The organism is Streptomyces sindenensis (assembly GCF_014649035.1).
In the GTDB taxonomy this organism is placed as follows: Bacteria; Actinomycetota; Actinomycetes; order Streptomycetales; family Streptomycetaceae; genus Streptomyces; species Streptomyces sindenensis.
The window spans coordinates 78348-103719 of the sequence record NZ_BMSG01000029.1 but is presented as its reverse complement, the minus strand read 5'-3'; the positions used below and the strand labels follow the sequence as shown (position 1 = coordinate 103719).

Annotated in this window: 21 protein-coding genes and 1 pseudogene; 14 read left to right on the top strand and 8 right to left on the bottom strand. The window is 72.7% G+C overall.

What is annotated here, in order from left to right; all coding sequences use genetic code 11:
- Positions 1-551 (top strand): Imm50 family immunity protein (locus IE145_RS26130; RefSeq protein ID WP_189527905.1); only part of this gene is annotated, 551 nt, incomplete at its 5' end.
- Entirely contained in the window at positions 541-945 is a 405-nt protein-coding gene (locus tag IE145_RS26125; protein ID WP_189527904.1) for an Imm50 family immunity protein, read from the top strand. The genes IE145_RS26130 and IE145_RS26125, both read left to right, overlap by 11 nt.
- A gap of 29 nt (positions 946-974) precedes the next feature.
- Here the strand turns inward: IE145_RS26125 and IE145_RS26120 are convergent, their stop codons facing one another.
- Together IE145_RS26120 and IE145_RS26115 are read right to left on the bottom strand one after the other, a co-directional pair.
- Entirely contained in the window at positions 975-1208 is a 234-nt protein-coding gene (locus tag IE145_RS26120; protein WP_189527903.1) for a ferredoxin, read from the bottom strand.
- Positions 1208-2677, bottom strand: a complete 1470-nt coding sequence (locus tag IE145_RS26115; protein WP_189527902.1) for an aldehyde dehydrogenase — start codon at positions 2675-2677, stop codon at positions 1208-1210. Before IE145_RS26115 ends, IE145_RS26120 begins: the two co-directional genes overlap by 1 nt.
- Positions 2678-2882: 205 nt before the next feature.
- On the opposite strand from IE145_RS26115, the gene IE145_RS26110 reads away from it, so the two are divergent.
- The 6 genes from IE145_RS26110 to IE145_RS26085 all read left to right on the top strand — a co-directional run bounded on the left by IE145_RS26110 (position 2883) and on the right by IE145_RS26085 (position 10227).
- Positions 2883-3944, top strand: coding sequence for a Strvi_7410 family MBL fold metallo-hydrolase (locus tag IE145_RS26110; protein WP_189527901.1), 1062 nt, complete (start codon positions 2883-2885; stop codon positions 3942-3944).
- 551 nt (positions 3945-4495) lie between these two features.
- On the top strand, positions 4496-5749 hold the full coding sequence (locus tag IE145_RS26105; protein ID WP_189527900.1) for an SCO2321 family membrane protein: 1254 nt from the start codon (positions 4496-4498) through the stop codon (positions 5747-5749).
- Entirely contained in the window at positions 5746-6477 is a 732-nt protein-coding gene (locus tag IE145_RS26100; RefSeq protein WP_189527899.1) for an SCO2322 family protein, read from the top strand. Before IE145_RS26105 ends, IE145_RS26100 begins: the two co-directional genes overlap by 4 nt.
- Positions 6474-7646 carry an energy-coupling factor transporter transmembrane component T gene (locus IE145_RS26095; protein WP_189527898.1) on the top strand — a complete coding sequence of 391 codons (1173 nt, stop codon included), beginning with the start codon at positions 6474-6476 and terminating at the stop codon, positions 7644-7646. The genes IE145_RS26100 and IE145_RS26095 overlap by 4 nt, the downstream gene beginning before the upstream one ends.
- A complete protein-coding gene (locus IE145_RS26090) occupies positions 7643-9391 on the top strand; it encodes an ABC transporter ATP-binding protein (RefSeq protein ID WP_189527897.1) in 1749 nt (582 codons plus the stop codon). The genes IE145_RS26095 and IE145_RS26090 overlap by 4 nt, the downstream gene beginning before the upstream one ends.
- A 5-nt stretch (positions 9392-9396) precedes the next feature.
- Positions 9397-10227 carry an ECF transporter S component gene (locus IE145_RS26085; protein ID WP_189527910.1) on the top strand — a complete coding sequence of 277 codons (831 nt, stop codon included), beginning with the start codon at positions 9397-9399 and terminating at the stop codon, positions 10225-10227.
- Positions 10228-10260: 33 nt separating this feature from the next.
- Here IE145_RS26085 and IE145_RS26080 read toward each other — a convergent pair whose 3' ends face one another.
- A complete protein-coding gene (locus tag IE145_RS26080; protein ID WP_189527896.1) occupies positions 10261-11439 on the bottom strand; it encodes a steroid 3-ketoacyl-CoA thiolase in 1179 nt (392 codons plus the stop codon).
- Between the two features lie 350 nt (positions 11440-11789).
- Here IE145_RS26080 and IE145_RS26075 point away from each other — a divergent pair, with 350 nt between their 5' ends.
- Positions 11790-13043 (top strand): cytochrome P450, encoded by a 1254-nt coding sequence (locus IE145_RS26075; RefSeq protein WP_189527895.1) that lies wholly within the window; start codon positions 11790-11792, stop codon positions 13041-13043.
- Positions 13044-13190: 147 nt separating this feature from the next.
- Here IE145_RS26075 and IE145_RS26070 read toward each other — a convergent pair whose 3' ends face one another.
- Together IE145_RS26070 and IE145_RS26065 are read right to left on the bottom strand one after the other, a co-directional pair.
- On the bottom strand, positions 13191-15257 hold the full coding sequence (locus IE145_RS26070) for a bifunctional glycosyltransferase 87/phosphatase PAP2 family protein (RefSeq protein ID WP_189527909.1): 2067 nt from the start codon (positions 15255-15257) through the stop codon (positions 13191-13193).
- 281 nt (positions 15258-15538) lie between these two features.
- Positions 15539-16690, bottom strand: coding sequence for a serpin family protein (locus IE145_RS26065; protein WP_189527894.1), 1152 nt, complete (start codon positions 16688-16690; stop codon positions 15539-15541).
- Between the two features lie 62 nt (positions 16691-16752).
- Between IE145_RS26065 and IE145_RS26060 the strand changes: the two genes are divergently transcribed.
- Positions 16753-17241, top strand: coding sequence for a GNAT family N-acetyltransferase (locus IE145_RS26060; protein WP_189527893.1), 489 nt, complete (start codon positions 16753-16755; stop codon positions 17239-17241).
- Positions 17242-17272: 31 nt separating this feature from the next.
- Here the strand turns inward: IE145_RS26060 and IE145_RS26055 are convergent, their stop codons facing one another.
- Positions 17273-19420 (bottom strand): MDR family MFS transporter, encoded by a 2148-nt coding sequence (locus tag IE145_RS26055; RefSeq protein ID WP_189527892.1) that lies wholly within the window; start codon positions 19418-19420, stop codon positions 17273-17275.
- 252 nt (positions 19421-19672) lie between these two features.
- On the opposite strand from IE145_RS26055, the gene IE145_RS26050 reads away from it, so the two are divergent.
- Together IE145_RS26050 and IE145_RS26045 are read left to right on the top strand one after the other, a co-directional pair.
- Entirely contained in the window at positions 19673-20833 is a 1161-nt protein-coding gene (locus IE145_RS26050) for a peptidoglycan-binding domain-containing protein (RefSeq protein ID WP_189527891.1), read from the top strand.
- A gap of 227 nt (positions 20834-21060) precedes the next feature.
- A complete protein-coding gene (locus IE145_RS26045) occupies positions 21061-21723 on the top strand; it encodes an HAD-IA family hydrolase (RefSeq protein WP_189527908.1) in 663 nt (220 codons plus the stop codon).
- 65 nt (positions 21724-21788) lie between these two features.
- On the opposite strand, the pseudogene IE145_RS26040 reads toward IE145_RS26045, so the two are convergent.
- A pseudogene (locus tag IE145_RS26040) lies at positions 21789-22517 on the bottom strand (ABC transporter permease); the annotation flags it as partial.
- Positions 22518-22833: 316 nt separating this feature from the next.
- On the opposite strand from IE145_RS26040, the gene IE145_RS26035 reads away from it, so the two are divergent.
- Positions 22834-23478, top strand: a complete 645-nt coding sequence (locus IE145_RS26035) for an HNH endonuclease family protein (protein WP_189527890.1) — start codon at positions 22834-22836, stop codon at positions 23476-23478.
- 431 nt (positions 23479-23909) lie between these two features.
- Positions 23910-24365, top strand: coding sequence for a DoxX family protein (locus IE145_RS26030; RefSeq protein ID WP_189527889.1), 456 nt, complete (start codon positions 23910-23912; stop codon positions 24363-24365).
- Positions 24366-24535: 170 nt separating this feature from the next.
- Here the strand turns inward: IE145_RS26030 and IE145_RS26025 are convergent, their stop codons facing one another.
- Positions 24536-25264, bottom strand: coding sequence for a superoxide dismutase family protein (locus IE145_RS26025; RefSeq protein WP_229825815.1), 729 nt, complete (start codon positions 25262-25264; stop codon positions 24536-24538).
- Positions 25265-25372: the final 108 nt, after the last annotated feature.

The window sequence follows — 25372 nt, the reverse complement described above, 5'->3', positions numbered from 1 at the left end:
TCGGACCCGATCAACATGGTTCAGCCCGCTTCGCGAAGATCATTTCGCTGAGAAAACCTCACTGGGCTGATCTACTACGAAACCCGCACCCTCTAGGTTCTTTCTACTCCACCATTCCGCCTCTGAAATCTGTACGCCTGAGGTCATTTCACATCGACTGGCGCGGGCCTGCATTGACGACTCGGATCGACTTTCCTGAATATCCGGAATACGCCCCGCCCGAATGGTCCACACTGGGGCACAACACCCTGCAGGCTCATCTTCAGTTTGCAGCTGTCGATGACCTTACGGTGCATGGTTGGATTCCTTCAACTTTCGTTGACATCGACATTTCCTTCCTGAACGACTGGACAATTCAAACGAACATCAGTGGCGCAGGTCTAGAAATCCAATTCAATTGCAGCAATTCCCTCACCATCGGCCATATCAGCTCCTTCCAAGCTACCGAATCTGGATCAGAGGAGGTTCCTCACAGCTTCCTGCGTCCAATCGATGCGCGCAGATTTTCCTCCATCCCCGACACCCATGTGAGCAATTTCTATGACCGCTGATTGGCCCAGCTTCCTCGATGACCCTCAATCCATCTATAGCTTGTACGACGAGGGACCCGACCTCAGCCGCTGCGACCTCTTCCACATGCTTGCAGATGAGCGGAAAGACAGCATCACTCTGGGCTTCCAAACTGCCCAGACCCCGGAGCGCATCAGGCCCGATTGGATGGATAAGGACTACAACTCCTTCACCTTCTACCTCTTCTTTTCCGGAGTGCATGAACTAGACATCCAGGGATGGGCAGATCCCGGGTGCAAGGAAGTTTCCATCCGGCGCAAAACAGATGAAACTCTGATGGTTACCATCACGTCGGAGGGCAGCTCAGCTACTTTTCGGGCGCGCACGGTAAGTCTCGTCGCAGCGCGCGTTGGGCTAGTTTCCCAAGCCTCGTAGCCACGGAGAAGAGCGAGACTGGAAACGGGTCACTCCTCCGGCGGGAACACCACCTCCCCCGACCCCGCCAGCCTCAGCGTGATCGCCTCCACCGGGCAGCCCTCCGCCGCCGCCAGGACGTGTTCGTCCGCGTCGCGGTTCTCCGTCGTCGGGTGGGACTGGCGGGCCGAGTCCAGGTGGAAGGCGTCGCCCGCGTGGTTGACGCACATGCCGGAGCCGATGCAGACCGAGCGGTCGACCTCCACGTGCCAGCGGTCGCCCATCACGCCTCCCGGTAGCCGGCGGGCAGGTGGATCATCTTGTGCTCGAAGAACTCGCCGTAGCCCTCGGGGCCGAACTCGCGGCCCAGGCCCGAGTTCTTGTAGCCACCGAACGGGCCGAGCATGTCGAGGCTGAACGTGTTCACGCTGTACGTGCCCGTGCGGATGCGGCGGGCGATGTCGATGCCGCGTTCCGTGTCCGCCGTCCAGACGCTGCCGCTCAGGCCGTACGGCGAGTCGTCGGCGATGCGGACGGCCTCGGCCTCGTCTCCGTACGGGATCAGGCAGATCACCGGGCCGAAGATCTCCTCCCGGGCGATGCGCATCGAGTTGTCGACCGAGCCGAAGAGGGTGGGTTCGACGTACCAGCCGCGCTCCTGGGAGGCGGGCACGTTGCCCCCTGTCAGGATCTTGGCGCCCTCCTCCTGACCCAACCTGATGTAGTCCAGGGAACGTTGCTGCTGGCGCCTGGCCACCAGCGGGCCCAGTTCCGTTGCCGGGTCCAGGGGGTCGCCCACGCGGAGTGCTCCTGCCGCTGCCGCGAACGCCTCCGCCATCTCGTCGTAGCGGGAGCGCGGTGCCAGGATCCGCGTCTGCGCCACGCACGCCTGGCCGTTGATCATCCAGGCGAACGGGACGATGCCCGCCACCGCCGCCTCCAGGTCCGCGTCCGGCAGGATCACCGCCGCCGACTTGCCGCCCAGCTCCAGGGTGACGCGGGTCAGGTTGCGCGAGGCCACCTCCATCACGCGGCGGCCGGCCGCCACCGAGCCGGTGAAGGAGACCTTGTCCACGTCCCGGTGGCCCACCAGGTACTCACTCACCTCCCGGTCGGCCGGGAGGATGGAGAGGACCCCGGGCGGCAGGCCCGCCTCTTCTGCCACCTCGGCCAAGAGGTAGGCGTCCAGCGGGGTTTCCGGGGAGACCTTCAGCACCGCCGTGCAGCCCGCCAGCAGCGCCGGGGCCAGCTTCGCCGCCGCCGTGAACTGCGGGACGTTCCACGGGACGACCGCCGCCACCACGCCCACCGGTTCGCGGCGTACCAGGAGCGGGCCGAGGACGCCGTCGCGCCGTTCCTCGTACGGGAACGTCCGCGCCACCGTGATCGCCGAGTCCCAGACCATCATCGCGGCCAGCGCCTGCACCATGACGCTCGCACTGTACGGCGTGCCGTTCTGCGCGCTGATCAGGCGTGCGAAATCCTCGTGGCGTACGGCGAAGGCGTCCTTGATCCGGGTGATCACCGCGATCCGCTCGTCCAGCGCCATCCGGGGCCACGGGCCCACGTCGAAGGCCCGGCGGGCCGCCGCGACCGCCCGGTCCACGTCCGCCTCCGATGCGTGCGGCACGCGGCCTATGACCTGTTCGGTGTGCGGGGAGATCACCTCGATGACCTCGGTGGAGAGCGGATCGGTGAACTCCCCGCCGATGAACAGGCGTCCGTGCTCCACCAGCTCCGTACGTTCCGTCATGGCCGTCGCCTCCCGTGAATCCGTACACCCCTGCACCCGGACACCTTCAACTGACTGCTCGTCAGAACTGATACCAGTTCCTGTTTCAGTAGTCCACGGGGGTCGCGGCGTCAACGGCCTTCGCACCCCGGCGATTTGGTAGGCCCGGGCTACCACTGGAACGAGTTCTCGTTACAGTGGAGGCCCGAGCGGAGAAGGGGAGCCCATGGCACAGGTGACTCACGGGACCGGGACGCGGGTGGCCGATCACGGCGGGGGCGTCCACAGCATCAGGGTGCCCATCCCGGACAACCCCCTCGGGCACACCCTGGTCCACCTCCTCGACACCGACCGCGGGCCCGTCCTCATCGACACCGGGTGGGACGATCCCGCCTCCTGGGACACCCTCGTCGCCGGGCTCACCGCCCTCGGCACCGCCGTCAGCGACATCCACGGCGTCGTCATCACCCACCACCACCCCGACCACCACGGCCTCTCCGGACAGGTTCGCGAGGCGTCCGGGGCCTGGATCGCGATGCACGAGGCCGACACCGCGATCGTCCGCCGCACGCGGGAGTCCGAGCCCGGCACCTGGCTCGACTACCTCGTCCGCAAGCTCGCCGCCGTCGGCGCGCCGGACGACCACCTCGCCCCGCTCCGCGCCGCCCGCGGCGGGGGGCGGCTGCGGACCCTGCCCGGGCTGCGTGCCGCCCTGCCGGACCGGGAGATCGTCCCCGGCGAGCTGCTCGATCTCGCCGGGCGGAAACTGCGTGCTGTCCGGACGCCCGGGCACACTCCGGGCCACGTCTGCCTCCATCTGGAGGAGCGGCATCCCGCCGGGCTGGTCGGGAACGGGCGGCTGTTCTCCGGCGATCACCTGCTGCCGGAGATCAGTCCGCACATCGGGCTGTACGAGGACCCGGACGACACCGCCGTCACCGATCCGCTGGGCGACTATCTCGCCTCGCTGGAGCGGATCGGCCGGCTCGGGGTGGCCGAGGTGCTGCCCGCGCACCAGCACGCCTTCACCGATGCGGGCGGGCGGGCGCGGGAGCTGCTGGACCACCACAAGGAGCGGCTGAGCGGGCTCCTCGCCCTGCTCGCCACGCCCCTCACTCCGTGGCAGCTCGCCGAGCGGATGGAGTGGAACCGGCCCTGGGAGCAGATCCCGCACGGCTCGCGGTCCATCGCCGTGTCGGAGGCCGAGTCCCATCTGCGGCGGCTCGTGAAGCTCGGCCGCGCGGAGGCCGTCCCGGGCGGGCCCCCGGTGACGTACATCGCCGTGTGATGTCCCGAGCCGGGTGACGTCCCGAGCCGGGTGGCGTGCGTCGCCGTGTGACGTCCCGAGCCCGGTGACGTACATCGCCGTGTGACGTCCCGAGCCGGGTGACGTCCCGCCCGTCGCGGCCCGCGCACCGTCCCGCCCCGTCGTGGCCCGCACCCCGTCCCGCACCGTCCCGCCCCGGCGTGGCCCGCACGGCCGCCCCGTCGTGTCCCGTCGCGGCCCGTGCCCCGGTGACGTACGCCGCCGTCCGAGCCCCCACCAGGGGCGACGTCGGTGACGTACATCGCCACGTGCGCCCCCGGCCCCTCCCCTACGGCCCGGTAGAGTGGGCAGGTCGTCATCATGCCCGTACAGGGGGAAGCCGGACACCGTCCGGCGCAGCGCCCCAGCCGTGACCCGTCCGTCCGACGGCAGCCGGACCGCCCTCCGCGGAGCGTGACCGGCTCGGGCCACCGGAACCCCGGTGGCCGGCACCGTCGAGGCATACGGGGCCGGAGCCCGGTGCCCTCGTGCGCCCGGGGAGTCCGGCCCTCGCAGGAGAGGCCCAGCCAGCCATGACCGTACGCCGCAGCGCAGCCGCGCTCGCGACCACCGCCGTGCTCCTGGGCGCCGCCGCCCCCGTGGCGGTCGCCGCACCGAGCCCCTCTCCGTCGGCGGAACTGCCGGCCGGGCTCTACGGCACCACGGACCCCACCTACGACGGGGTGTGGCGGCAGTCGCTCGCCTTCCTCGCGCAGAAGATCGAGTACGTCACGCCGTCGACCCAGGCGGTCGACTGGCTGGCGGGCCAGCAGTGCGACAGCGGGGCGTTCACCTCGTACCGGGCCGACACCTCCAAGCCCTGCGACGCCTCGACGGTGATGGACACCAACGCCACCGCCATCGCCGTCCAGGCCCTCGTCGAGATCAACCAGCGCCGCGAGGACGCCAACAACGGGGCCGACTGGCTGAAGTCCGTGCAGAACGAGGACGGCGGCTGGGGCTACAACCCGGGCAGCCCGTCCGACGCGAACTCCACCTCCATCGTCATCGGCGCGCTCGCCCGCACCGGCGTCCCGGTCAACGAGCTCACCACCAAGAACGGCAGCACCCCGTACACCGCGCTCCAGTCCCTGGCGATCGCCTGCGGGAAGAAGGACGGCGGCGCGTTCGCCTACCAGCCGGGCAAGAAGGGCGAGCTGACCGCCAACATGGACGCCACCGCGGCCTCCGTGCTCGGTCTGATGGGCAAGGGCATCGCCGCCGGCACGTCCAACGCGGTCAAGGACCCCTCCTGCACGAAGGGCGACGACCTCAGCCCGGAGCAGAGCGCCCAGAACGGCGCCTCCTTCCTCGCGGCCACGCTGAAGAAGCAGCCGTATCTGGAGCAGGCCCCGATGCCGGGCGCCGAGGACTCCGCTCCGCAGCCCGACTACGGCAACACCGCCGACGCGGTCGTCGCGCTCGCCGCCTCCGGGCACACGGACAAGGCCGAGGCGTCGGTGGCCTGGCTGGAGAAGAACGCCAACGGCTGGGCGAGGCAGGGCGGCCCGGCCGCCACCGGGCAGCTGATCCTCGCCGCGCACGCCACCGGCGCCGACGCCCGCAGCTTCGGCGGCGTCGACCTCGTCAAGCAGCTCAACTCGATGGGGCCCGCCCCGGCCGCCACCGCCCTCCCCTCCCCGACGCCGACCGGTCCGCAGCCCTCCAGCGGCACCGACAGCGACGACGGCGGGCTGAGCCTGGGGTGGCTGATCGGCATCGGGCTGCTCGCCGGCACCGGGATCGGGTTCCTGCTCAGCATGCGCCGGAAGAAGCAGCAGCCGTGAGCCCCGCGTCGCAGGAGACGGCCGCCGCGGGCCGTGCGCGGACCTCCCCCCGGCTGCGCGCCCCCCTGGCCGCCCTGCTGGCCGCCCTCGTCGCCGCCTCCGCCGTCCTGCTCGGCGCGGGCAGCGCCCAGGCCGCCGGGTACCGCTACTGGTCCTTCTGGGAGGGCAACGGCAAGAACTGGGAGTACGCCACCCAGGGGCCGTCCGTCCTGCGCCCGGACGACGGTACGGTCCAGGGCTTCCGGTTCGCCGTGAGCGAGGACTCCGGCGACGCCGACCGGCCGCGCCGCGCCCCCGACTTCGGGGCGATCTGCGCGGACACCCCGGCGCAGGACGGGAAGAAGCGGGTGGCGCTGGTGATCGATCCGGGGACGACCACGGACGCCCCGGACGGGGAGAAGCCGCCCGCCCTGCGCACGGCCTGTGCCCGGGTCGCGCCGGACGCCAGCAGCGCGGAGGCGCTCGCGGCGGTGGCGAAGCCGCTGCGGTACGACGACAGCGCCATGCTCTGCGCGATCTCCGGCTATCCGAGGACGGGCTGCGGCGAGCAGGTGTCCGGCGACACCGGCAGCGCGAAGCCGTCCGAGCCCACGAAGACCGTCGAGGCCCCGGACGAGGACGCGGGCGGGGGCAGCGGCGGCGGCCCTTCCGCCGGGCTCCTCGTCGGCCTCGGCGCGGTCCTGCTGCTCGGCATCGCCGCCGTCGTCCAGGCCCGCCGCCGCCGGTGACCGCCGCCCCGGCACCGGCCCGGCTGCTGCGCCGTGCCCTGTACGCCCCCGAGGCGGACCGTGCCAACGCGCTGCCCGCCGGGGCGTGGTGGCTGTGGGCGCTGGGGCTCGCCACCGCCGCGTCCCGGACCACCAACCCGCTGCTGCTCGGGCTGCTGGTCGGGGTCGCCGGGTATGTGGTGGCGGCGCGGCGTACGGACGCGCCATGGGCCCGTAGTTACGGGGCGTTCGTCAAGCTCGGGCTGTTCGTCGTGGTGCTGCGGCTGCTGTTCTCCGTCTTCCTCGGCTCGTCGATCCCCGGCTCGCACACCGTGCTGACCCTGCCCGAGCTGCCGCTGCCCGACTGGGCGCAGGGGGTGCGGATCGGTGGCCGGGTCACCGCCGAACAACTGGTCTTCTCGCTGTACGAGGGGATGAAGCTGGCCACCCTGCTGATCTGCGTCGGCGCCGCGAACGCGCTGGCCAACCCGGCGCGGCTGCTGAAGTCGCTGCCCGGTGCGCTGTACGAGGCCGGGGTCGCCGTCGTGGTCGCGATGACGTTCGCGCCGAACATGGTGGCCGACGTGGTCCGGCTGCGCACCGCGCGCCGGCTGCGGGGGCGGCCGGCCGGCGGGGTGCGGGCCGTGGCGCAGATCGGGCTGCCGGTGCTGGAGGGCGCGCTGGAGCGGTCGGTGGCGGTGGCCGCGTCGATGGACGCGCGGGGGTACGGGCGTACCGCCCAGGTCCCGGCGGCCGTCCGGCACACCACGAACGTCCTCACCCTGGGCGGGCTGCTCGGGGTGTGCGCCGGTACGTACGGGCTGCTGGCCGCGCAGGGGGCGGTGTACGGGCTGCCGTTGCTGCTGGCCGGTCTGGTCATCGCGATGGCCGGGCTGCGGCTCGGCGGGCGGCGCTCGGTGCGGACCCGCTATCGCCCGGACCGGTGGGGCGTGCGGGCCTGGCTGGTGGCGTGTTCGGGTGCCGTCGCCGCGGCGGCGATGATCTGGGCGGGGGCGGTGGCTCCGGAGGCGCTGCGCCCCGGGGTCGTGCCGCTGACCGCGCCGGTGCTGCCGCTGTGGCCCGCGGCGGCGGCGTTGACCGGGCTGCTGCCCGCACTCGTCGCCCCCGTACCGCCGTCGAACCGGACGGCCACCGACAGACCGGCGCGACGCGGCAAGGAGCAGGCGTGATCAGGTTCGAGCGGGTCTCCGTGCGGTACGAGGGCACGGAGCGCCCCACACTGTCCGGGGTCGACCTCACGGTCCCCGAGGGCGAGCTCGTGCTGCTCGTCGGCCCCTCCGGTGTCGGTAAGTCGACTTTGCTGGGTACGGTCTCGGGGCTCGTCCCGCACTTCACGGGCGGGCTGCTGTCGGGCAGGGTCACGGTGGACGGCCGCGACACGCGTACGCACAAGCCGCGTGAACTGGCCGATCTGGTCGGGACGGTGGGCCAGGATCCACTGGCGCACTTCGTCACGGACACCGTCGAGGACGAGCTCGCGTACGGCATGGAGTCCCTGGGCCTCGCCCCGGACGTGATGCGCCGCCGCGTCGAGGAGACCCTCGATCTGCTGGGCCTGGCCGAGCTGCGCGACCGGCCGATCGCCACCCTGTCGGGCGGCCAGCAGCAGCGGGTGGCGATCGGTTCGGTGCTCACCCCGCACCCGAAGGTGCTGGTGCTGGACGAGCCGACCTCCGCCCTGGACCCGGCGGCGGCGGAGGAGGTCCTCGCGGTGCTCCAGCGGTTGGTGCACGACCTGGGCACGACCGTGCTGATGGCCGAGCACCGGCTGGAGCGGGTGGTGCAGTACGCGGACCAGGTCGTCCTGCTGCCCGCGCCGGGCGCGCCCCCGGTGATGGGGCCGCCCGGCGGGGTCATGCAGGTGTCGCCGGTCCGGCCGCCGGTGGTCGAGCTGGGGTTGCTGGCGGGCTGGGACCCGCTGCCCCTGTCGGTGCGGGACGCCCGGCGCGGGGCGGGCGGGTTGCGGGAGCGGCTGGCGGGGGCCTCGGTGCCCGCGCGGACGGGCGGCGCCCCGACGTCGGGGCCGACGGTCCCGGCGTCGGGGCCCGGGACGACACCGGTGCGGGAGGTCGCCGCGGAGCGCTCCCGTCCCGGACGCCTCGCCCGGCTCCTCGGACGGGGGCCCGCCACCCCGGCCACCCCCTCCGCCGCCGATCCGGTCACCCGGGTCGACGGGCTCGGGGTGCGGCGCGGCCGGGTCGAGGCGTTGCGGCGGGTGACGCTCGCCGTGGCGCCGGGCGAGACGGTGGCCCTGATGGGGCGCAACGGGGCCGGCAAATCCACCCTGCTCGGCGCGCTCGTCGGGATGATCGAGCCCACCGCGGGCACCGTGCGCGTCGGCGGCCTGGCCCCGGCCCGGACGGACCCGCGGGCGATGGTGCGCCGGGTCGGCCTCGTACCGCAGGAGCCGCGCGATCTTCTGTACGCGGACACGGTGGCCGCCGAGTGCGCGGCCGCCGACCGGGACGCGGGCGCGGCGGAGGGCACCTGCCGGGCGCTGGTGTCGGAGCTGCTGCCGGGGGTCGGGGACGACACCCACCCCCGGGACCTGTCCGAGGGGCAGCGCCTCGCGCTCGCCCTGGCGCTGGTGCTGACGGGGCGGCCGCCGCTGTTGCTGCTGGACGAGCCGACGCGCGGCCTGGACTACGCGGCCAAGGCCCGGCTCGTCGGCGTACTGCGCGGACTCGCGGCCGAGGGGCACGCGATCGTCCTGGCGACGCACGACGTGGAACTGGCGGCGGAGCTGGCGCACCGGGTGGTGATCCTCGCGGACGGGGAGGTCGTCGCGGACGGCCCGACCGGCCGGGTGGTGGTCTCCTCCCCCGCGTTCGCCCCGCAGACGGCGAAGATCCTCGCCCCGCAGGAGTGGCTGACCGTGTCCCAGGTGCGCACGGCGTTGGAGGCGGGGGCGTGAAGGCGATGACGGAAGTACGGGAACGGGCTGCCCGGCCCGTGCGGCTCGGGCCGAAGTCGGTGGCCGTGCTGCTGCTGACCGGGGCCGTCGGTGTGGTCGCCTTCGGGTGGCCGCTGCTGGCGGACGCCGAGTCCGGGCTCGCGCACGCGAAGGACGCGCCCTGGCTGTTCGCGGCGCTGCTGCCGCTGCTCGTCGCGGTGGTGGTGGCGACGATCTCCGAGTCGGGGATGGACGCGAAGGCCGTCGCGATGCTCGGTGTGCTGGCGGCGGTCGGGGCGGCGTTGCGCCCGCTCGGCGCGGGGACGGCGGGGCTGGAGCCGATGTTCTTCCTGATGGTGCTGAGCGGCCGGGTGCTCGGCCCCGGGTTCGGCTTCGTGCTCGGCTCGGTGACCATGTTCGCCTCGGCGCTGCTGACGGGCGGGGTAGGGCCGTGGATGCCGTTCCAGATGCTGTCGATGGGCTGGTTCACGATGGGCGCGGGCCTGCTGCCGGGGCCCGGCCGGCTGCGCGGGCGGGCCGAGCTGGCGATGCTCGCGGTGTACGGGTGCGTGGCGGCGTTCGCGTACGGCACGGTGATGAATCTGCAGGGCTGGGTGATCCTCACCGAGCTGGGTTCGGGGATCTCGTTCGTCCCGGGCGCCCCGGTGCACGAGAACCTGGTCCGCTTCCTGGCCTACTGCGCGACGACCTCGCTGGGCTGGGACCTGGGGCGGGCGGTGCTGACGGTGGTCCTGACCCTGACGCTCGGCCCGACGCTGCTGAGGGCGCTGCGCCGGGCCACCCGCCGCGCCGCGTTCGACGCGCGGGCGGCGTTCGGGGAGCCCGGGGACGGCTGACAGGCCCCGGGGCTCCCCGGACGCCGGGCGTTCTCACAGCCGCTGGATGATCGTTCCCGTCGCCAGCGCTCCTCCCGCGCACATCGTGATCAGCGCGAACTCCTTGTCGCGGCGTTCCAGTTCGTGCAGGGCCGTGGTGATCAGCCGGGCGCCCGTCGCGCCGACCGGGTGGCCCAGCGCGATCGCGCCGCCGTTGACGTTCACCTTCTCCAGGCCGTCGAGGTCCGCCTCGAACTCCTGCGCCCAGCTCAGCACCACGGAGGCGAACGCCTCGTTGATCTCGACGAGGTCGATGTCCCGCAGTGACATGCCGGCCTTGCCGAGCACCGCCCGGGTCGCGTCGATCGGACCGTCGAGGTGGAAGTGCGGGTCGGCGCCGACGAGGGCCTGGGCGACGATCCGGGCCCGGGGTTTGAGTTTCAGGGCCCGGGCCATGCGCTTGGAGGACCAGAGGATGGCGGCGGCCCCGTCGGATATCTGGGAGGAGTTCCCGGCGGTGTGGATCGCGCTCGGCATCACCGCCTTCAGCCCGGCGAGCGCCTCCATCGAGGTGTCGCGCAGCCCCTCGTCCCGGTCGACGAGCCGCCACATGCCCTGCCCGGCCGCCTGCTCCTCCTCGGTGGTCGGGACCTGGACGGCGTACGTCTCGCGCTTGAAGCGCTCCTCGGCCCAGGCGGCGGCCGCCCGCTGCTGGGAGAGCAGGCCGAGGGCGTCGACCCGCTCCCGGGTCAGACCGCTTTTGCGGGCGATGCGTTCGGCGGCCTCGAACTGGTTGGGCAGGTCGACGTTCCACTCGTCGGGCCAGGGCTTTCCCGGGCCGTGCTTGGATCCGCTGCCGAGCGGCACCCGCGACATCGCCTCGACACCGCAGCTGATGCCGACGTCGATGACCCCGGCGGCCACCATGTTGGCGACCATGTGGGCGGCCTGCTGCGAGGATCCGCACTGGCAGTCCACGGTGGTGGCGGCGGTCTCGTAGGGCAGGCCGACGGTCAGCCAGGCGGTGCGGGCCGGGTTCATCGACTGCTCGCCGGCGTGGGTGACCGTGCCGCCGACGATCTGTTCGACGCAGTCGGCCTGGATGCCGGTGCGGCCGAGAAGTTCACGGTAGGTCTCGCCCAGCAGATAGGCGGGGTGCAGATTGGCGAGTGCGCCTCCGCGCCTGCCGATGGGGGTGCGTACGGCTTCGACGATGACGGGTTCCGTGGCCATGAGCTCGTCCTCTCCTCGCGCTTCCGCAGGGGGCGTCCCGGCGCCCGCGGAAGGAACTAGTACGCGTTCTAGTTCTGTCCAGCAGTCTCGTGACGCCACCCCGGCGGCGCAAGGGGTGTGCACGCACCGCACACGCGCGACTCCGCCCCGGAAGAGACCTTCCGCACTCCCGTAGACACCTTCCGCGCTTCCGCGCACCCGCCCGTGGGCAAAGGATCCGGCCACGGCCCTTGCCACTTGTAGAACTCGTTACTACCTTGCGGGCAATTCCTGATGGGCCGTCAGAATCAGGGTGGCGCGCTCATCGGACTCGGACGGTTCGCGATCAGATCCGGAGTGGAGAGGTGCCCATGCGCTGCCCCCATCTGCCCGACGGGTTCGACTTCACCGATCCCGATCTCCTCCAAGACCGCGTACCGCACCCGGAGTTCGCCCTGATGCGGGAGACCGCCCCGGTCTGGTGGTGCACCCAGCCGCCCAACACCTCCGGGTTCGGCGACGAGGGCTACTGGGTGGTCACCCGCCACGCGGACGTCAAGTACGTCTCCACGCACCCGGAGTTGTTCTCCTCGAACACCAACACCGCCGTCATCCGCTTCAACGAGTCGATCAGCCGCGACCAGATCGACGTCCAGAAGCTGATCATGCTGAACATGGACCCACCGGAACACACCCGGGTCCGCCAGATCGTCCAGCGCGGTTTCACCCCGCGCGCGGTGCGCTCCCTGGAGGCGGCCCTGCGTTCCCGGGCCCGCTCGATCGTCGAGAGGGCCCTCGCGTCGGCGGACGCGGACGGCTCCTTCGACTTCGTGACCAACATCGCGGTGGAGCTGCCGCTCCAGGCGATCGCCGAGCTCATCGGCGTACCGCAGGACGACCGCTCCAAGATCTTCGACTGGTCCAACAAGATGGCCGCGTACGACGATCCGGAGTACGCGATCACGCAGGAGGCCGGCGCCGAGGCGGCGATGGAGATCGTGGCGTACGCGATGAACCTGGCGGCGGCCCGCAAGGAGTGCCCGGCACAGGACATCGTCACGCAGCTGGTCGCGGCGGAGGGCGAGGGGAACCTGTCCTCCGACGAATTCGGGTTCTTCGTGATCCTGCTCGCGGTGGCCGGCAACGAGACGACCCGTAACGCGATCAGCCACGGCATGCACGCCTTCCTCACCCATCCCGAACAGTGGGAGCTGTACAAACGGGAGCGGCCGAAGACCACGGCCGAGGAGATCGTGCGCTGGGCGACGCCGGTCGTCTCCTTCCAACGGACCGCCACCCAGGACCTGGAGCTGGGCGGTCAGCGGATCAGGAAGGGCGAGCGGGTGGGCCTTTTCTACTCCTCGGCCAACAACGACCCGGAGGTGTTCGACTCCCCGGAGACCTTCGACATCACCCGCGACCCCAATCCGCACCTCGGGTTCGGGGGCGGCGGTCCGCACTTCTGCCTGGGCAAGTCGCTGGCCGTGATGGAGATCGACCTGATCTTCAACGCCGTCGCCGACGTGCTGCCGGATCTGCGGCTGCGGGAGGATCCGCGACGGCTGCGGTCGGCCTGGCTCAACGGGATCAAACAGCTTCAGGTGAGCACGGCGGCGGAATCCTGACCCGCCCCGCCGAGTGGCGGGGCGGGCGCGACCGGCGGACCATGTAAGGACGCGGCGATCCACGCCGAAGGGGTGCCGGGGGTGAATCCTGTCCCGGCACCCCTTCGGCCTGCCCTCCGCGCACCGAGCGCCGCGGGTGCCGGGTGCCTACGTGCCGCTCGCCGTCACCTTCCCGGCCGGTACGGGGTCGGGGCCGGGGTCTGCCACCGGTTCCGCGGGTCCCACCGGTTCCGAGGGCGACGCCTCCACGGGGCCCGCCGCCGCTTCCCGCTCCTCGTCGGTCACCAGCTTCCGCGGCCCCGACAGCACGTACGTCAGCCCGAAGCCCGCCGCCACGACCAGCGCGCCGCCGACCGCGTCGAGCACCCAGTGGTTGGCGGTGGCCACGATCGCGGCGATGGTGAAGAGGGGGTGCAGCAGGCCGAGCGCCTTCATCCACAGCTTGGGGGCCAGCATCACGATCACCACACCGCACCACAGCGACCAGCCGAAGTGGAGCGACGGCATCGCCGCGTACTGGTTGGTGACGGTGGTCAGCGTCCCGTAGTCGGGCTTCGCGAAGTCCTGCACCCCGTGGACGGTGTCGATGAAGCCGAGGCCGGGCATGAGCCGGGGCGGGGCCAGGGGGTAGAGCCAGAAGCCGACGAGCGCGAGGAGCGTGGCGAAGCCGATGGAGGAGCGGACCCAGCGGTAGTCGGCGGGGCGGCGCACGTACAGCACACCGAGGATCGTCAGCGGGACGATGAAGTGGAACGTGGAGTAGTAGTAGTCGAAGAACTCCCGCAGCCAATCGATCTTGACGACGGCGTGGTTGACCCAGTGCTCGATGTCGATGTGCAGCCACTGCTCGATGGCGTGGATCTGCCGGCCGTGCTCCTCGGCGAGCGGGCGGCCCGCCCGGGCGGCGAGGCGGACCTGGGCGTAGGCGTCGTAGACGACCCGGATCAGCAGGAGTTCCAGCAGCAGGTTCGGGCGGGTGAAGACCCGGCGCCAGAACGGCAGGAGCGGCACGCGTCTCCAGCGCGCCGCGACCGGTTTGGCGTAGTCGGTGGGGACCGGGTGCTGCCAGTACGGCGAGGTGCGGGGCAGGAACGGGGCGAGGCAGGCCGCGCCGAGCGCCGTGAGAAGCAGGATGTTGTCGCGTACGGGGAAGAGCGGCTCGATGTTCGGCAGCAGCATCGTGCCCGGCAGGGTGACGGCGAGCACCACCACGGACGGCCAGACCAGCCGGTCGGAGGCCCGCTTGCCGACCTTGCCGACGACCGCGAGGAGCACCCAGAGCAACTGGTGCTGCCAGGCGGTCGGCGAGACGGCGACCACGACGCAGCCGGTCACCGCTACCGCGAGAAGCACCTGACCGTCCTCGGCGTACCGCACCGCGCGCCGCAGCCCGAGGACCACGACGGCGGCGGCGAGCACCAGGAACAGGGCGATCTCCACGGGCCCTTCGAGGCCGAGCCGGAGCAGCGCCCCGTGCAGGGACTGGTTGGCCAGGCTGTCGGGCCGCTCCCCCAGTCCGGCGCCCGCGAGATGGTGCACCCAGTACGTCCACGAGTCCTTCGGCGCCGCGGCCCAGGCGACGGCCGTGGCGAGGGCGAAGGTCGCACCCGCGCTCACCGACGCCCGCCGTCTGCCGGTCAGCCAGAGCAGGGCGGCGAAGAGCAGCAGCACCGGCTGGAAGGCGGCGGCGACACCGACGAGGACGCCCGCCGCCCGGTGCTCCCGGACGACGAACCACGCCAGCAGCACCAGCAGGACGGGCAGGATGCTGGTCTGGCCCAGGTGCAGGGCGTTGCGGACCGGCAGCGACAGCATGACCAGGCTGATCGCGACGGGGGCCGCGAGCAGGGCCGTCCGGCGACCCACCGGCCCGGGCAACGCCTTGGCCGCGACCAGGCCGAGGGCGACGACGAGCAGCAGGGACCCGAACGTCCAGGCCACGCCCAGGGTCTGCTGGGCCGTGGCGGTGAGCGGCTTCAGGACGAGCCCGGCGAAGGGCGTCCCGGTGAACCGGCCGCTGTCGTACAGCGAGCCCGTGCCGTGCAGGACGCCGTTCTCCCCGATCCAGGTCTCCAGATCGAGGAGCCGTTCCCCCGGTGGCTGCCGGAGCACCACCGCCACCTGCCGTACCGCGAGCGCGGCCACGACCAGCCAGAGCAGGGCCCTGGTCAGCCCCGTTCTCGCTCCCGTGTCCGCCGCCGCGTCACCGCGCACACTGTGATCCGCATTCACCACGCTGCGCCGACCCTCCCACCGTTCCGTGCATCGCCCTTCGAGTGGGGGCCATGCAGGATGAAGCCTCGCATTGCCCTACGAGGTAGACCCAATCAACCCCCTCTTTGCCTGACTGTCATCCTGCTTTGGTCCGGAAGAATTCGTCCGTGGGGATGACGGGGGCGCGCGGGGAGGCACCGGCCGGGAGCCGGAAGGCGTCAGGCGGGAGCCGGAAGGCGTCAGGCGGGAGCCGGAAGGCGTCAGGCGGGAGCCGGAAGGCTTCAGGCGTCCGGGGCCGCGGGGGTCTCCGCCTGCCAGGCGGTGAACAGGGGGACGTCGTCGGCTCCGGCCAGCACGACGATGCCGAAGGGCCGGTCGAAGGCGATGTGGTGCACCCGCTGCGGCCGGGGCGCCGCGCCCGCCGGGGCCATGGCGACCACCGTCACGGCAGCGGCCTCCACACCCTCCTCCGCGATCTTCAGCACGGCTTCCTGGATCACGTCGGATACGAGGAGCGGTTCGGGCGAGAGTCCGGAGAAGTCGGCGTCGTCGGAGGTGGCCAGCCGTACGCCGAGGGCGGGCAGCTGCTCGGTGACGGGCACCCGGGTCCGCAGGGCGAGCCGCGGCAGCGCGACGGTCACCCGGTCGGCGTCCAGCCGGGCCCCGGCGGTCCGGGGCGCCCAGCCCACGGGGAGCACGCGCTCCGGGCCGGCCCCCGGCTCGCCCAGGACGAGACGGACCCGGGCCCCGGGAGCGCCGCCCGGTTCCTGGGCGCAGCGCAGCTCGACGACATACGCCCCGCCGGCCGTCCAGGCGTCGGCCACCGGCACGTCCTTGCCCATGGTCGGCACCTCGCGGACCGCCCCGGCCGCGTCGGTGAACGGCAGGTCCCTGGTGCGCCACCCCTCGAACGGCTTCTCCCAGCGGGCCTTCAGCGCCAGGACGTTGACCAGGGCGAGCAGGGTGTCGTCGGTGATCTCCAGCGGCAGCCGCTCGATGAGCCCGCCGGTGGCCTCGCGCACCCAGGCGTCGGCGGCCGCCGGGTCCATCGGGTCGAAGCGGACGTCCGGCAGTGCCTCCCGGTACGCGCGCAGCACGGGCACCCGGCTCCAGACCCGGGTGGCGACGCCCAGCGCCCCGGTCGTCGCCAGCTCCCGGGCCACCTCCGTGACGGCCGGGGCGGCCTCCCGGTCCGCGGTGCCGAGGAGGGCCCGCAGCTCGGCCGCGGTCCCGCCGCGGGCGCCCGCGGCGACGGCGGCCAGGGCGAGCCACAGCCCGGCGGGCGAACAGACGAAGCCCTCGGCCTGCTCGGTACGGCCCCGGCCTCGGGCTGCCGCTCCGGCGGCGGCCGTGCCGCCCTGTATCCAGCGTTCGGCGAGGCGCTGAATCGCTCGGGTCGTGGGTATCGCCGATGTCGCGGACACGTCGGTCACTGCTGCCCCCTGCACGGGTAATTACGTCGTCGTCAGGCCGTACGGCAGCAAGAATGCCCCACATGACCTGGACCGTGGCCGCCGAACGATTCGACTCCCCCGACGCGAGCGCCCTGCGCCGCGACTACTACGACGAGGTCGCGAGCCGCTACTGGAACCGGCCCGCGACCGCCGAGGAGATCGCCGACGGGCTGGCCGACGACGGGGCCGACCTGCTCGTGCCGCCGACCGGTCAGTTCGTCGTCGGCCGGTACGGGGGCGAGGCTGCGAGCTGTGCCGGGCTGGTGCTCACGGAGGAGGCCGAGGCGGGTACGGCGGAGCTGACGCGGGTGTACGTGCGCCCGGCGTTCCGGGGCACGGGCGGCGGCGGGCTGCTGCTGGCCGCGGTGGAGGAGGCGGCGAGGGCGTACGGCGTACGTCTGCTGCGCCTGGACACCCGCAACGACCTGGTCGAGGCGCGCGGGCTGTACGCGAAGCACGGGTACCGGGAGGTGCGGGCGTTCCACCGCCGCAACCGGTACGCGGAGCGCTGGTTCGCCAAGGAGCTGTGACCCGGTCCCGGCGCGCGTGAACCGTTCGGGCTCAGACGGGCGGGTGGTGGTGGCCGTGGCCGTCCCGGTGGTCGAGGCCGTCCGGGTCGTCGAGGGCCCGGCGGTGGGCCTCGTGCTCGTCGCGGCGCAGATGGGCCTCGTGGTCGCGGGGAGGCGTCGGGGAGTGGGGCCGCTCCCTGGTCGAGCCGCTGACCTCGGCGGTCAGTTCATGGACGAGTCCGACCAGGTCGGTGGGGCGTTCGGGCCCCCACCAGTCGCCGAGAAGCTCGGCGAGCGAGTCCTCGCGGGCCTGCGACAGCCGGACGACGGCCTCGGCCCCGGTGTCCGTGAGGATCATCTGGAGACCTTCCCGGCGGGCCAGTCCGCGTTCCTCGATCTGCCGGGCCGCGTCGGTGATCACGTGCAGCGGTACGGGAGCCGTCTCGGCGAGCCGGGCGGGTTCGACCGTGCCGTGCCGCTTGATCCGCAGGAGCAGCCAGCTGGCCGCGGGCAGCAGGTCGTACCCCGCCCGCGCGGTGATCTTCTCGTAGATCTCCCGGCGGCCCTCCCGGGTGGCGAGCACGGACAGGGCGCGGGCGCACTCGTCGTACGAGGAGCGCTCGACGGGGTTGGAGGCGAGGGTCTGGCTGGTGTCCGGGGCGGTCACCGAGCCCCGGAGCCTGTCCTCGCGGAGGAACCAGGCGAGGACGAAGGCCAGGAGGACGACCGGGGCGGCGTACAGGAAGACGTCCGTGATGGAGGTGGAGTACGCGCTGAGGACTCCCGGCCGCAGGTCCGCGGGGAGCTGCCCGATCGCCCGGGGGTCGGCGGACAGGCTGCCCGCGTCGATGCCCGGCGGCAGCGGCTGCCCGGCGAGCGCGTCCGTGAGCTGACCGGTCAGGCGGTTGGCGAAGAGGGTGCCGAAGATCGCCACGCCGAACGCGGAGCCGATCGACCGGAAGAACGTGGCGCCGGAGGTGGCGACGCCGAGGTCCTGGTACGAGACGGAGTTCTGGGCGACCAGGACGAGGACCTGCATCACCAGCCCGAGCCCGGCGCCGAAGACGAAGAAGTAGGCGCTCATCAGCCAGGTCGAGCTGTTCTCGTCGAGGTTGTGGAGCAAGAGGAGACCGGCGGTGGTGAGGGCCGTGCCCGCGAGCGGGAAGACTTTCCAGCGGCCGGTCCGGCTGACGATCTGGCCGGAGGCGGTCGAGGTGATCAGCAGGCCGAACACCATCGGCAGCATGTGCACACCGGACATCGTCGGGGTGATGTCGTGGACCACCTGGAGGAACGTCGGCAGGTAGGTCATCGCACCGAACATGGCGAAGCCGATGACGAAGCTGATCACGGCGACGAGGCTGAAGGTGCGGATCCGGAACAGTTTCAGCGGCAGCACGGGTTCGACCGCACGCCGTTCGACGGCGATGAAGGCCACGAGCAGGACGACGGCGAGCACCGCGAGCACGATGATCTGCGGGGAGGCCCAGGCCCAGGTCGTGCCGCCGAGGGAGGCGATGAGCACCAGGCTGGTCGCGACGGCCGCGATGAGGAAGGTGCCGAGGTAGTCGATGGTGTGCTTCTCGCGGTGGACCGGGATGTGCAGGACGGCCGCGATGACGCCCAGCGCGACGACGCCGATCGGCAGGTTGATGTAGAAGACCCAGCGCCAGCTGAGGTGTTGGGTGAAGAAGCCGCCGAGGAGCGGCCCGAGGACGCTCGTCACACCGAAGACGGCGCCGAAGAGTCCTTGGTACTTTCCGCGTTCGCGCGGGGTGACGAGGTCGCCGACGATCGCCATCGACAGCACCATGAGCCCGCCGCCGCCGAGCCCTTGGAGAGCGCGGAATCCGATCAGCTGGGGCATGTTCTGGGCGACTCCGCAGAGCGCGGAGCCGATCAGGAAGATCACGATCGCGGTCTGGAAGAGCTTCTTGCGGCCGTACTGGTCGCCGAGCTTGCCCCACAGCGGGGTCGCCGCTGTGGCCGCCAGCAGATAGGCCGTCACCACCCAGGAGAGATGGTCGAGCCCGCCGAGCTCGCTGACGATCGTCGGAAGCGCCGTGGAGACGATGGTCTGGTCGAGTGCCGCGAGCAGCATGCCCAGGAGCAGCGCCCCGATCGCCACCAGGACGCTCCGGTGGGAATGCCCCTCACCGGGGAACGCGGCCGAGGGCGGCGGGCTCAGCTGCTGGGACATGGGCGTCTCCTCTGCTGGGCCATGGCGTCTCCTCGATCCGCTGTGTCCGCTGATCCACTACACCCCCATCCTGGACGTTTCGCCCCGTTATGGCCTGCCGAGGGCGGGCCGTACCCCCTGCGGCCCGTTGGGCTTCCCCGGAGCGGGCTGCATAATCGCAGGCAGTTCAAGGGGAGGGGACCCACGATGACCGGACACGCATGCCCGGAGTGTGGTAGACGGACGGCCGGGGAGCCCGGCACGGAGTACCGGGTGCCGTGCCGGTGCGGCGCGGGCGCGGGTTCGGCCCCGCTCACGGAGGACGAGCAGCGCGCCGCCCGTACGGCGGAGATCGCCGCGGCCGAGGACTTCGACCCGCTGCGCATCCGGCCGTACGTGACGCTGACGAACCGGGCGGGGCCGGGGCCGGACCGCTCGGGGGCGGGCGGGGCTTCCGGCTCGACCGAGGGCGTGCGACAGACCGGCGTGTGGGCCGACGGGGCCTCCGGCCCGACCGAGGGCGTACGGCAGAACGGCGTGTGGGCCGACGGGGCCTCCGGCCCGACCGAAGGCGTACGGCAGACCGGCGTGTGGGCTTCCGGGGCCGGAGGGCCGGGGCCCGACGTCCCGGGCGCGGCGGCCACCACGATGCCGCTGTTCCTGGGCGGCGGCTCGGACGCGGGTACGGGTACGGCCGCGGGCCCGGGTGCCCCCACCGGCGTGTACCCCGCACCGGCCGGAAGCGGGGACCGGAACCGCAGGCGGACGGCCGCCGCGACCCCCGCCTTCGCCCCCGACCCCGTGCAGCCGCGCCGCAGGCGGCCCTTCGGGGCGCTCGCCGTGGGGGCGGCCGTGGCCGCGGTGGTCGGCACGGCGGCCTTCGCCGGCGGGCTTCTCGGCGGTGACGACAGCGGGGACGAGGCGCTGCCGGAGGCGACCACGAGCGTCCCGGACCTGGAGGACGAACCGGCCGCCTCGGTGGCCCCGTCCCCCTCGGCGTCGGCCACTCCCTCCCGTACGCCGTCCCGCTCGGCCGCCCCGTCGGTCTCGCCGTCCGCGTCCGCCTCGCCGACGAAGAGCCGGGGGCCCTCGCCGACCGCCACCGCGTCCGCGTCGCCGACGGCGAGCGCGTCACCCACCCCGGCGGACGGCGACGCGCCCACGTCCTCGCCGTCCGCCGCCCCGCCCGCGGAGTTCGCGGGCTCTTCGCTGCGGCCCGGCGACCGCGGCCCGGAGGTCGGAGTGCTGCAGAACCGGCTCAGGGAGCTGTGGCTCTACTCGGGGCCGTCCGACCAGAACTACAACGACCGGGTGGAGAACGCGGTGGCGGTCTACCAGTCGTACAAGGCGATCCAGGGCGATCCGGTGGGCGTGTACGGACCGAACACCCGGCGCGCGCTGGAGGCGGAGACGAGCGGGCGCGGACACCGCTGAGCCAGGTCACCCGGCGTACCCAGGAGCGGCGAGGAGAGAGTGAGGAGCGGCGAGGGGAGAAGGGCGAGCGGGGGGATTGGCGTTCTGGCCCCGGTTTTTGTATCGTGATGGAACAAAGTAGCCCCCGCCCGCACTCCCTGACCGGCGGGCGGGGGTTGCTCTGGTTCCGCCCTGCGGCACGCGCGCCCGGGCTGTTCGCACACCTCCCCGCATTTCTGGAGCAGCCGATGCCGGCCACCGTCCTCACCGCACGCGCCCTCCTTCTGGACATGGACGGCACCCTCGTGAACTCCGACGCGGTGGTGGAGCGCTGCTGGCGGCGCTGGGCGGTGGAGCACGGGCTGGACCCCGAGGCCGCACTCAAGGTGGTGCACGGCCGGCAGGGGTACGCCACGATGGCCGTCCTGCTCCCGGACCGCCCGATGGAGGAGAACTACGCGGACAACCGGGTGATGCTCGCCGAGGAGACCGCCGACGTCGAGGGCGTCGTACCGATCGACGGGGCACCCGCGTTCATGGCCGCGATCGCCGAGCTGCCGCACGCCCTGGTGACCTCCGCCGACAGCGCGCTCGCGACGGCCCGGATGGGCGCGGCCGCACTGCGGATGCCCGCCGTCCGCGTCACCGCCGAGCAGGTCGGTGCCAGCAAGCCGGACCCCGAGGGCTTCCTCAAGGGCGCGGCGGAGCTGGGCTTCGACGCGGCGGACTGCATCGTGTTCGAGGACTCCGAGGCGGGCATCGCGGCGGGCCGGGCGGCAGGCATGCGCGTCGTGGGCGTCGGCCCGCGCGCTGCGGCCCTGGCACCGGACGCCCATGTGGCGGACCTGACGCGGGTGCGGGTGGAGGCGGCCGAGAACGGCTCGATCCGGCTGCACATCGACGAGGCCTGAGACCCGCCCGCACCTTGACGAGGCCCGGGACGGCGGCCGGAAGACCCCGCGCCCCCAAGCCTCAGTCGCGGTACACCAGCCCGCGCGACCAGCTCCAGGACCGTCGCGACGGCCACCGCCTGGACCGCCATCAGCGCGACGAGGACGAAGAGTTGCACGGCGCCCGCCTCCACCGGTGAGGCGCCGCCCAGCAGCATGCCCACGAACGCCCCCGGTAGCGTGACGAGCCCGACGGTCCGGGTCTGATCGAGCCCGGGCACCAACGCGTCCGAAGCCGCCGGCCGTACGATCTCCAGCCGGGCGTCCCGGTCGAGCAGCCCGAGGGCCAGGCCCGCCTCCACCTCCCCGCGCCGGGCGGCGAGTTCGCCCAGCGCGCGCCGCCCGCCGAGTACGGTCGCGGTGAGCGCCCCGCCGATGAGGATGCCCGCGACGGGGATGAGCGCGATACCCCGGAGCGGCACAAGTCCTGTGACCAGCAGCGCTCCCACGACGGGCAGCACTCCCGCCCCGATCAGCACGGCGGCCCAACGCCAGGTGCGGTTGCCGGTGATGCGACGGCCGGCGGTCCACACGGCCACGGCGAACATCAGCGCCACGAACCCGAGAAGCGGTGCCACCGAGCGGACGACCCAGCCGATGAGCAGGGAGACGGCGGCGAGTTGGGCCGCCGCCCGCACCCCCGCGACGAGAATCTCGCGCGAGCGGCCCAGTGAGGCCCACGCGGCGACGGCGGCGGCGAGGACCAGCAGGACGGCGAGCACGACGCCGAGGGTGACGGAGACCGGAAACAGCACGCGGCAACGGTAGAGCCACGCCCCGTCCGCCCGACTTCCCGACGCCGCAGGCCACTCCGAGGGGCGCGAGCGGAAGCCTAGCGCCCCCGCCCCTCCACCGGAGCACCGAACACCCCCCGGACAAACCGCCCGTGACGGACCTGCGCGCCCCCGCGATCCGTCACTCCCCCTGCACACCCCTTGATGTGACGTGCACATGTCGCCACTCTGTTACCTGACGCCCACCCCACAGAAACCTGGCGTCGCCACGATGGCCGGGATCCGCCGAAGCCCGATCGTCGCCCACCCACGCACCCCCCACATCAAGGGAGTTCGCATGTCCGGTGTCTACGCGCGTCGCCTCTCCGTCGTCGCCGCAACCGCAGCGCTCGCCGCCACGTCCACCCTGTTCAGCGCCCCCGGCGCCCAGGCCGCCATGCCCACCCCGGTCAGCGCGGCGACCGCGCGCACCTACCTCAGCCAGCTCACCGTCGGCGCGGAGGGGTCGTCCAGCGGCTACAGCCGCGACAAGTTCCCGCACTGGATCACCCAGTCGGGATCCTGCAACACCCGTGAGGTCGTCCTCAAGCGCGACGGCACCAACGTCCAGCAGGACTCCTCCTGCGCCGCGGTCAGCGGCCGCTGGTACTCGCCCTACGACGGCGCCACCTGGAGCGCCGCGTCCGACGTGGACATCGACCACATGATCCCGCTGGCCGAGGCCTGGCGCTCCGGCGCGAGCAGCTGGACCAACTCCCAGCGCCAGTCGTTCGCCAACGACCTGACCCGCCCCCAGCTCATCGCGGTCACCGACAACGTGAACCAGTCCAAGGGCGACAAGGACCCGGCCGAGTGGCTGCCGCCGCGCTCCTCGTACACGTGCACGTACGTCCGCGCCTGGGTCCACGTCAAGAAGCACTACAACCTGAGCGTCGACTCCGCCGAGAAGAGCGCCCTCCGGTCGGCGCTGAACGGCTGCTGACCCCGTCACCACCCCGGTACGCCGACCGAGCGCACGCACCCGGCCGGCGTACCGGGGTGTTTTCGGCCGAGTACGGCCGGTGACGGGCGGCACCCGCGCGGCCGGCGGCCCGGCCGCGGGACAGCGGACGACGCCCGATCCCGAGAGGACCGGCCGGCCGCGGGAAGCGGAACCGGACGCACTCCCGCGCATACCTGCCCATGACGCTCACACCGCTTGGCCGGAAGTCTGCGCTGCCACGGGTGCAGGCCACACCGAGGAAGCGGAGAGCCCAGCTCGCAGGGGCTTTTGAGCGTTCGCTCACTCAATAGAGCTAGTCGACTTCAAGCCACCCGACAGAATGTTGAAGTTGCAAGTACTGGTGAGGTTTTCCTAACCTGATGCGCCCAGTCGGTTCACGTCCCCACCCCGACCGAAGGAGCCCACCCCCCATGCTCATCCGCTTGCATCAGGCGCAGCCCTATGTGCTCAGCCTCTTCCGCTTCGTCGTCGGCCTGCTCTTCGCCTTCCACGGCGCCGCCACCCTCTTCGGGGTGCTCGGCGGCAACCAGGCCGAGACCGGTGCCTGGCCAGGCTGGTACGCCGCTCTGATCCAGCTGGTCTGCGGGTCTCTGGTCGCCGTCGGACTCGGCACCCGTGCCGCGGCGTTCCTCGCCTCGGGCTCGATGGCCTACGCGTACTTCAAGGTGCACCAGCCGGAGGCGCTCCTGCCGCTCCAGAACGGCGGCGAGCCGTCGGCGATGTTCTGCTGGGCGTTCCTGCTGCTGGTCTTCACCGGCCCGGGCGCCGTCGCCCTGGACCGGTTCTTCGGTTCGCGGAGCACGGGCACCGCTGCCACCGCCGGGGACGCGACGCGGCCCGACAAGGCCCCGACCGTCCCGGTCTGACCGGCCACCCCCGCGCCACGTCCCTCCACGGCCCCGCCCAGCCCCGCGTTCCGGCGCCGACCCGGCGCGCGGTGAGGCCCCGGCGGTGAGACCGGAAGCGTACGGCTGCGCCCCGCTCCCCCGAGTTCGCGGAGGGAGCGGGGCGCTCCGGCGTACGCCGTGTTCCCCGGTCAGTCCCTGCCGTCGGGCCCCAACGGCACCGTGAAGCAGGCCGCCCGCTCCCCCGCACCGCCCTGCCGGTCGTGGATGATCACCGACCGTGCCCCGCCCTCCCGGAAGTTCCAGTCGTGGACGGCCTCCGCGCGCCCGTCGCCGTCCTCGTCCGTCCGGAAGTCCAGCCACGCCTCGTTGACCGGGTCCGCGGTCGCCGAGGGGCGGTGCTGGTAGTGGGGGCCCGCGGCGGCCGGGTCGGCGCCGCAGGGCGAGGTGTGCACGTGCATCCCGTACGCCCGGCCGGGCACGAGTCCTCGCAGGTGTGCCCCGACCCGGGTGCCGGACGGGTCCCTGAACTCGGTGATCTCGATCCGCGCGCCCGCCGGCACCAGCCGGGTGTCGTACGTCAGCGCGTCGGACGGGACGAACGAACCGGGCGGGGAGAACACCCCCGCGGCCCGCATCCACGAGGTGCCGCCCGCGCCGGCGACGTCATCGGCGCGGCTCGGGTCCACCACCGAAGCCCCGTGCGCGCCGGGGCCGCCGGGGGCGTCGGGGCCGCCGTGCGCGTCGGGGCCCACGGGAGTGGCGGGTGCGGCGTGGAGACCGGCGTCCTGACCTCCGTGCGCTTCATGGGCGCCAGGGGTGGCACGGCCACCGGGGGCGCCGGGGGCGGGCTCCCCGGCGGCGACGCCGACGCCCGCTCCGTACGCGAGCGTCAGCAGTGCCGCCGCACCCGCCAGCACGCCCGGAACCCGTGAGGTCCCCCGGCCCCGCGACCTCGGCTCCCCCTCGGGTCCCGCCGTCGGCCCCCGCCCCGAATTCGGGTGCGCGGGACCGTGTCCCGTCCGTAC

What these genes read in the sequence shown, in the direction of transcription:
- IE145_RS26035 (WP_189527890.1), top strand. Translation starts at nt 22,834, where the DNA reads ATGTCCGGTGTCTACGCGCGTCGCCTCTCCGTCGTCGCCGCAACCGCA.
- IE145_RS26125 (WP_189527904.1), top strand. Translation starts at nt 541, where the DNA reads ATGACCGCTGATTGGCCCAGCTTCCTCGATGACCCTCAATCCATCTAT.
- IE145_RS26110 (WP_189527901.1), top strand. Translation starts at nt 2,883, where the DNA reads ATGGCACAGGTGACTCACGGGACCGGGACGCGGGTGGCCGATCACGGC.
- IE145_RS26030 (WP_189527889.1), top strand. Translation starts at nt 23,910, where the DNA reads ATGCTCATCCGCTTGCATCAGGCGCAGCCCTATGTGCTCAGCCTCTTC.
- IE145_RS26080 (WP_189527896.1), bottom strand. Translation starts at nt 11,439, where the DNA reads ATGGCCACGGAACCCGTCATCGTCGAAGCCGTACGCACCCCCATCGGC.
- IE145_RS26115 (WP_189527902.1), bottom strand. Translation starts at nt 2,677, where the DNA reads ATGACGGAACGTACGGAGCTGGTGGAGCACGGACGCCTGTTCATCGGC.
- IE145_RS26060 (WP_189527893.1), top strand. Translation starts at nt 16,753, where the DNA reads ATGACCTGGACCGTGGCCGCCGAACGATTCGACTCCCCCGACGCGAGC.
- IE145_RS26085 (WP_189527910.1), top strand. Translation starts at nt 9,397, where the DNA reads ATGACGGAAGTACGGGAACGGGCTGCCCGGCCCGTGCGGCTCGGGCCG.
- IE145_RS26105 (WP_189527900.1), top strand. Translation starts at nt 4,496, where the DNA reads ATGACCGTACGCCGCAGCGCAGCCGCGCTCGCGACCACCGCCGTGCTC.
- IE145_RS26120 (WP_189527903.1), bottom strand. Translation starts at nt 1,208, where the DNA reads ATGGGCGACCGCTGGCACGTGGAGGTCGACCGCTCGGTCTGCATCGGC.
- IE145_RS26055 (WP_189527892.1), bottom strand. Translation starts at nt 19,420, where the DNA reads ATGTCCCAGCAGCTGAGCCCGCCGCCCTCGGCCGCGTTCCCCGGTGAG.
- IE145_RS26045 (WP_189527908.1), top strand. Translation starts at nt 21,061, where the DNA reads ATGCCGGCCACCGTCCTCACCGCACGCGCCCTCCTTCTGGACATGGAC.
- IE145_RS26075 (WP_189527895.1), top strand. Translation starts at nt 11,790, where the DNA reads ATGCGCTGCCCCCATCTGCCCGACGGGTTCGACTTCACCGATCCCGAT.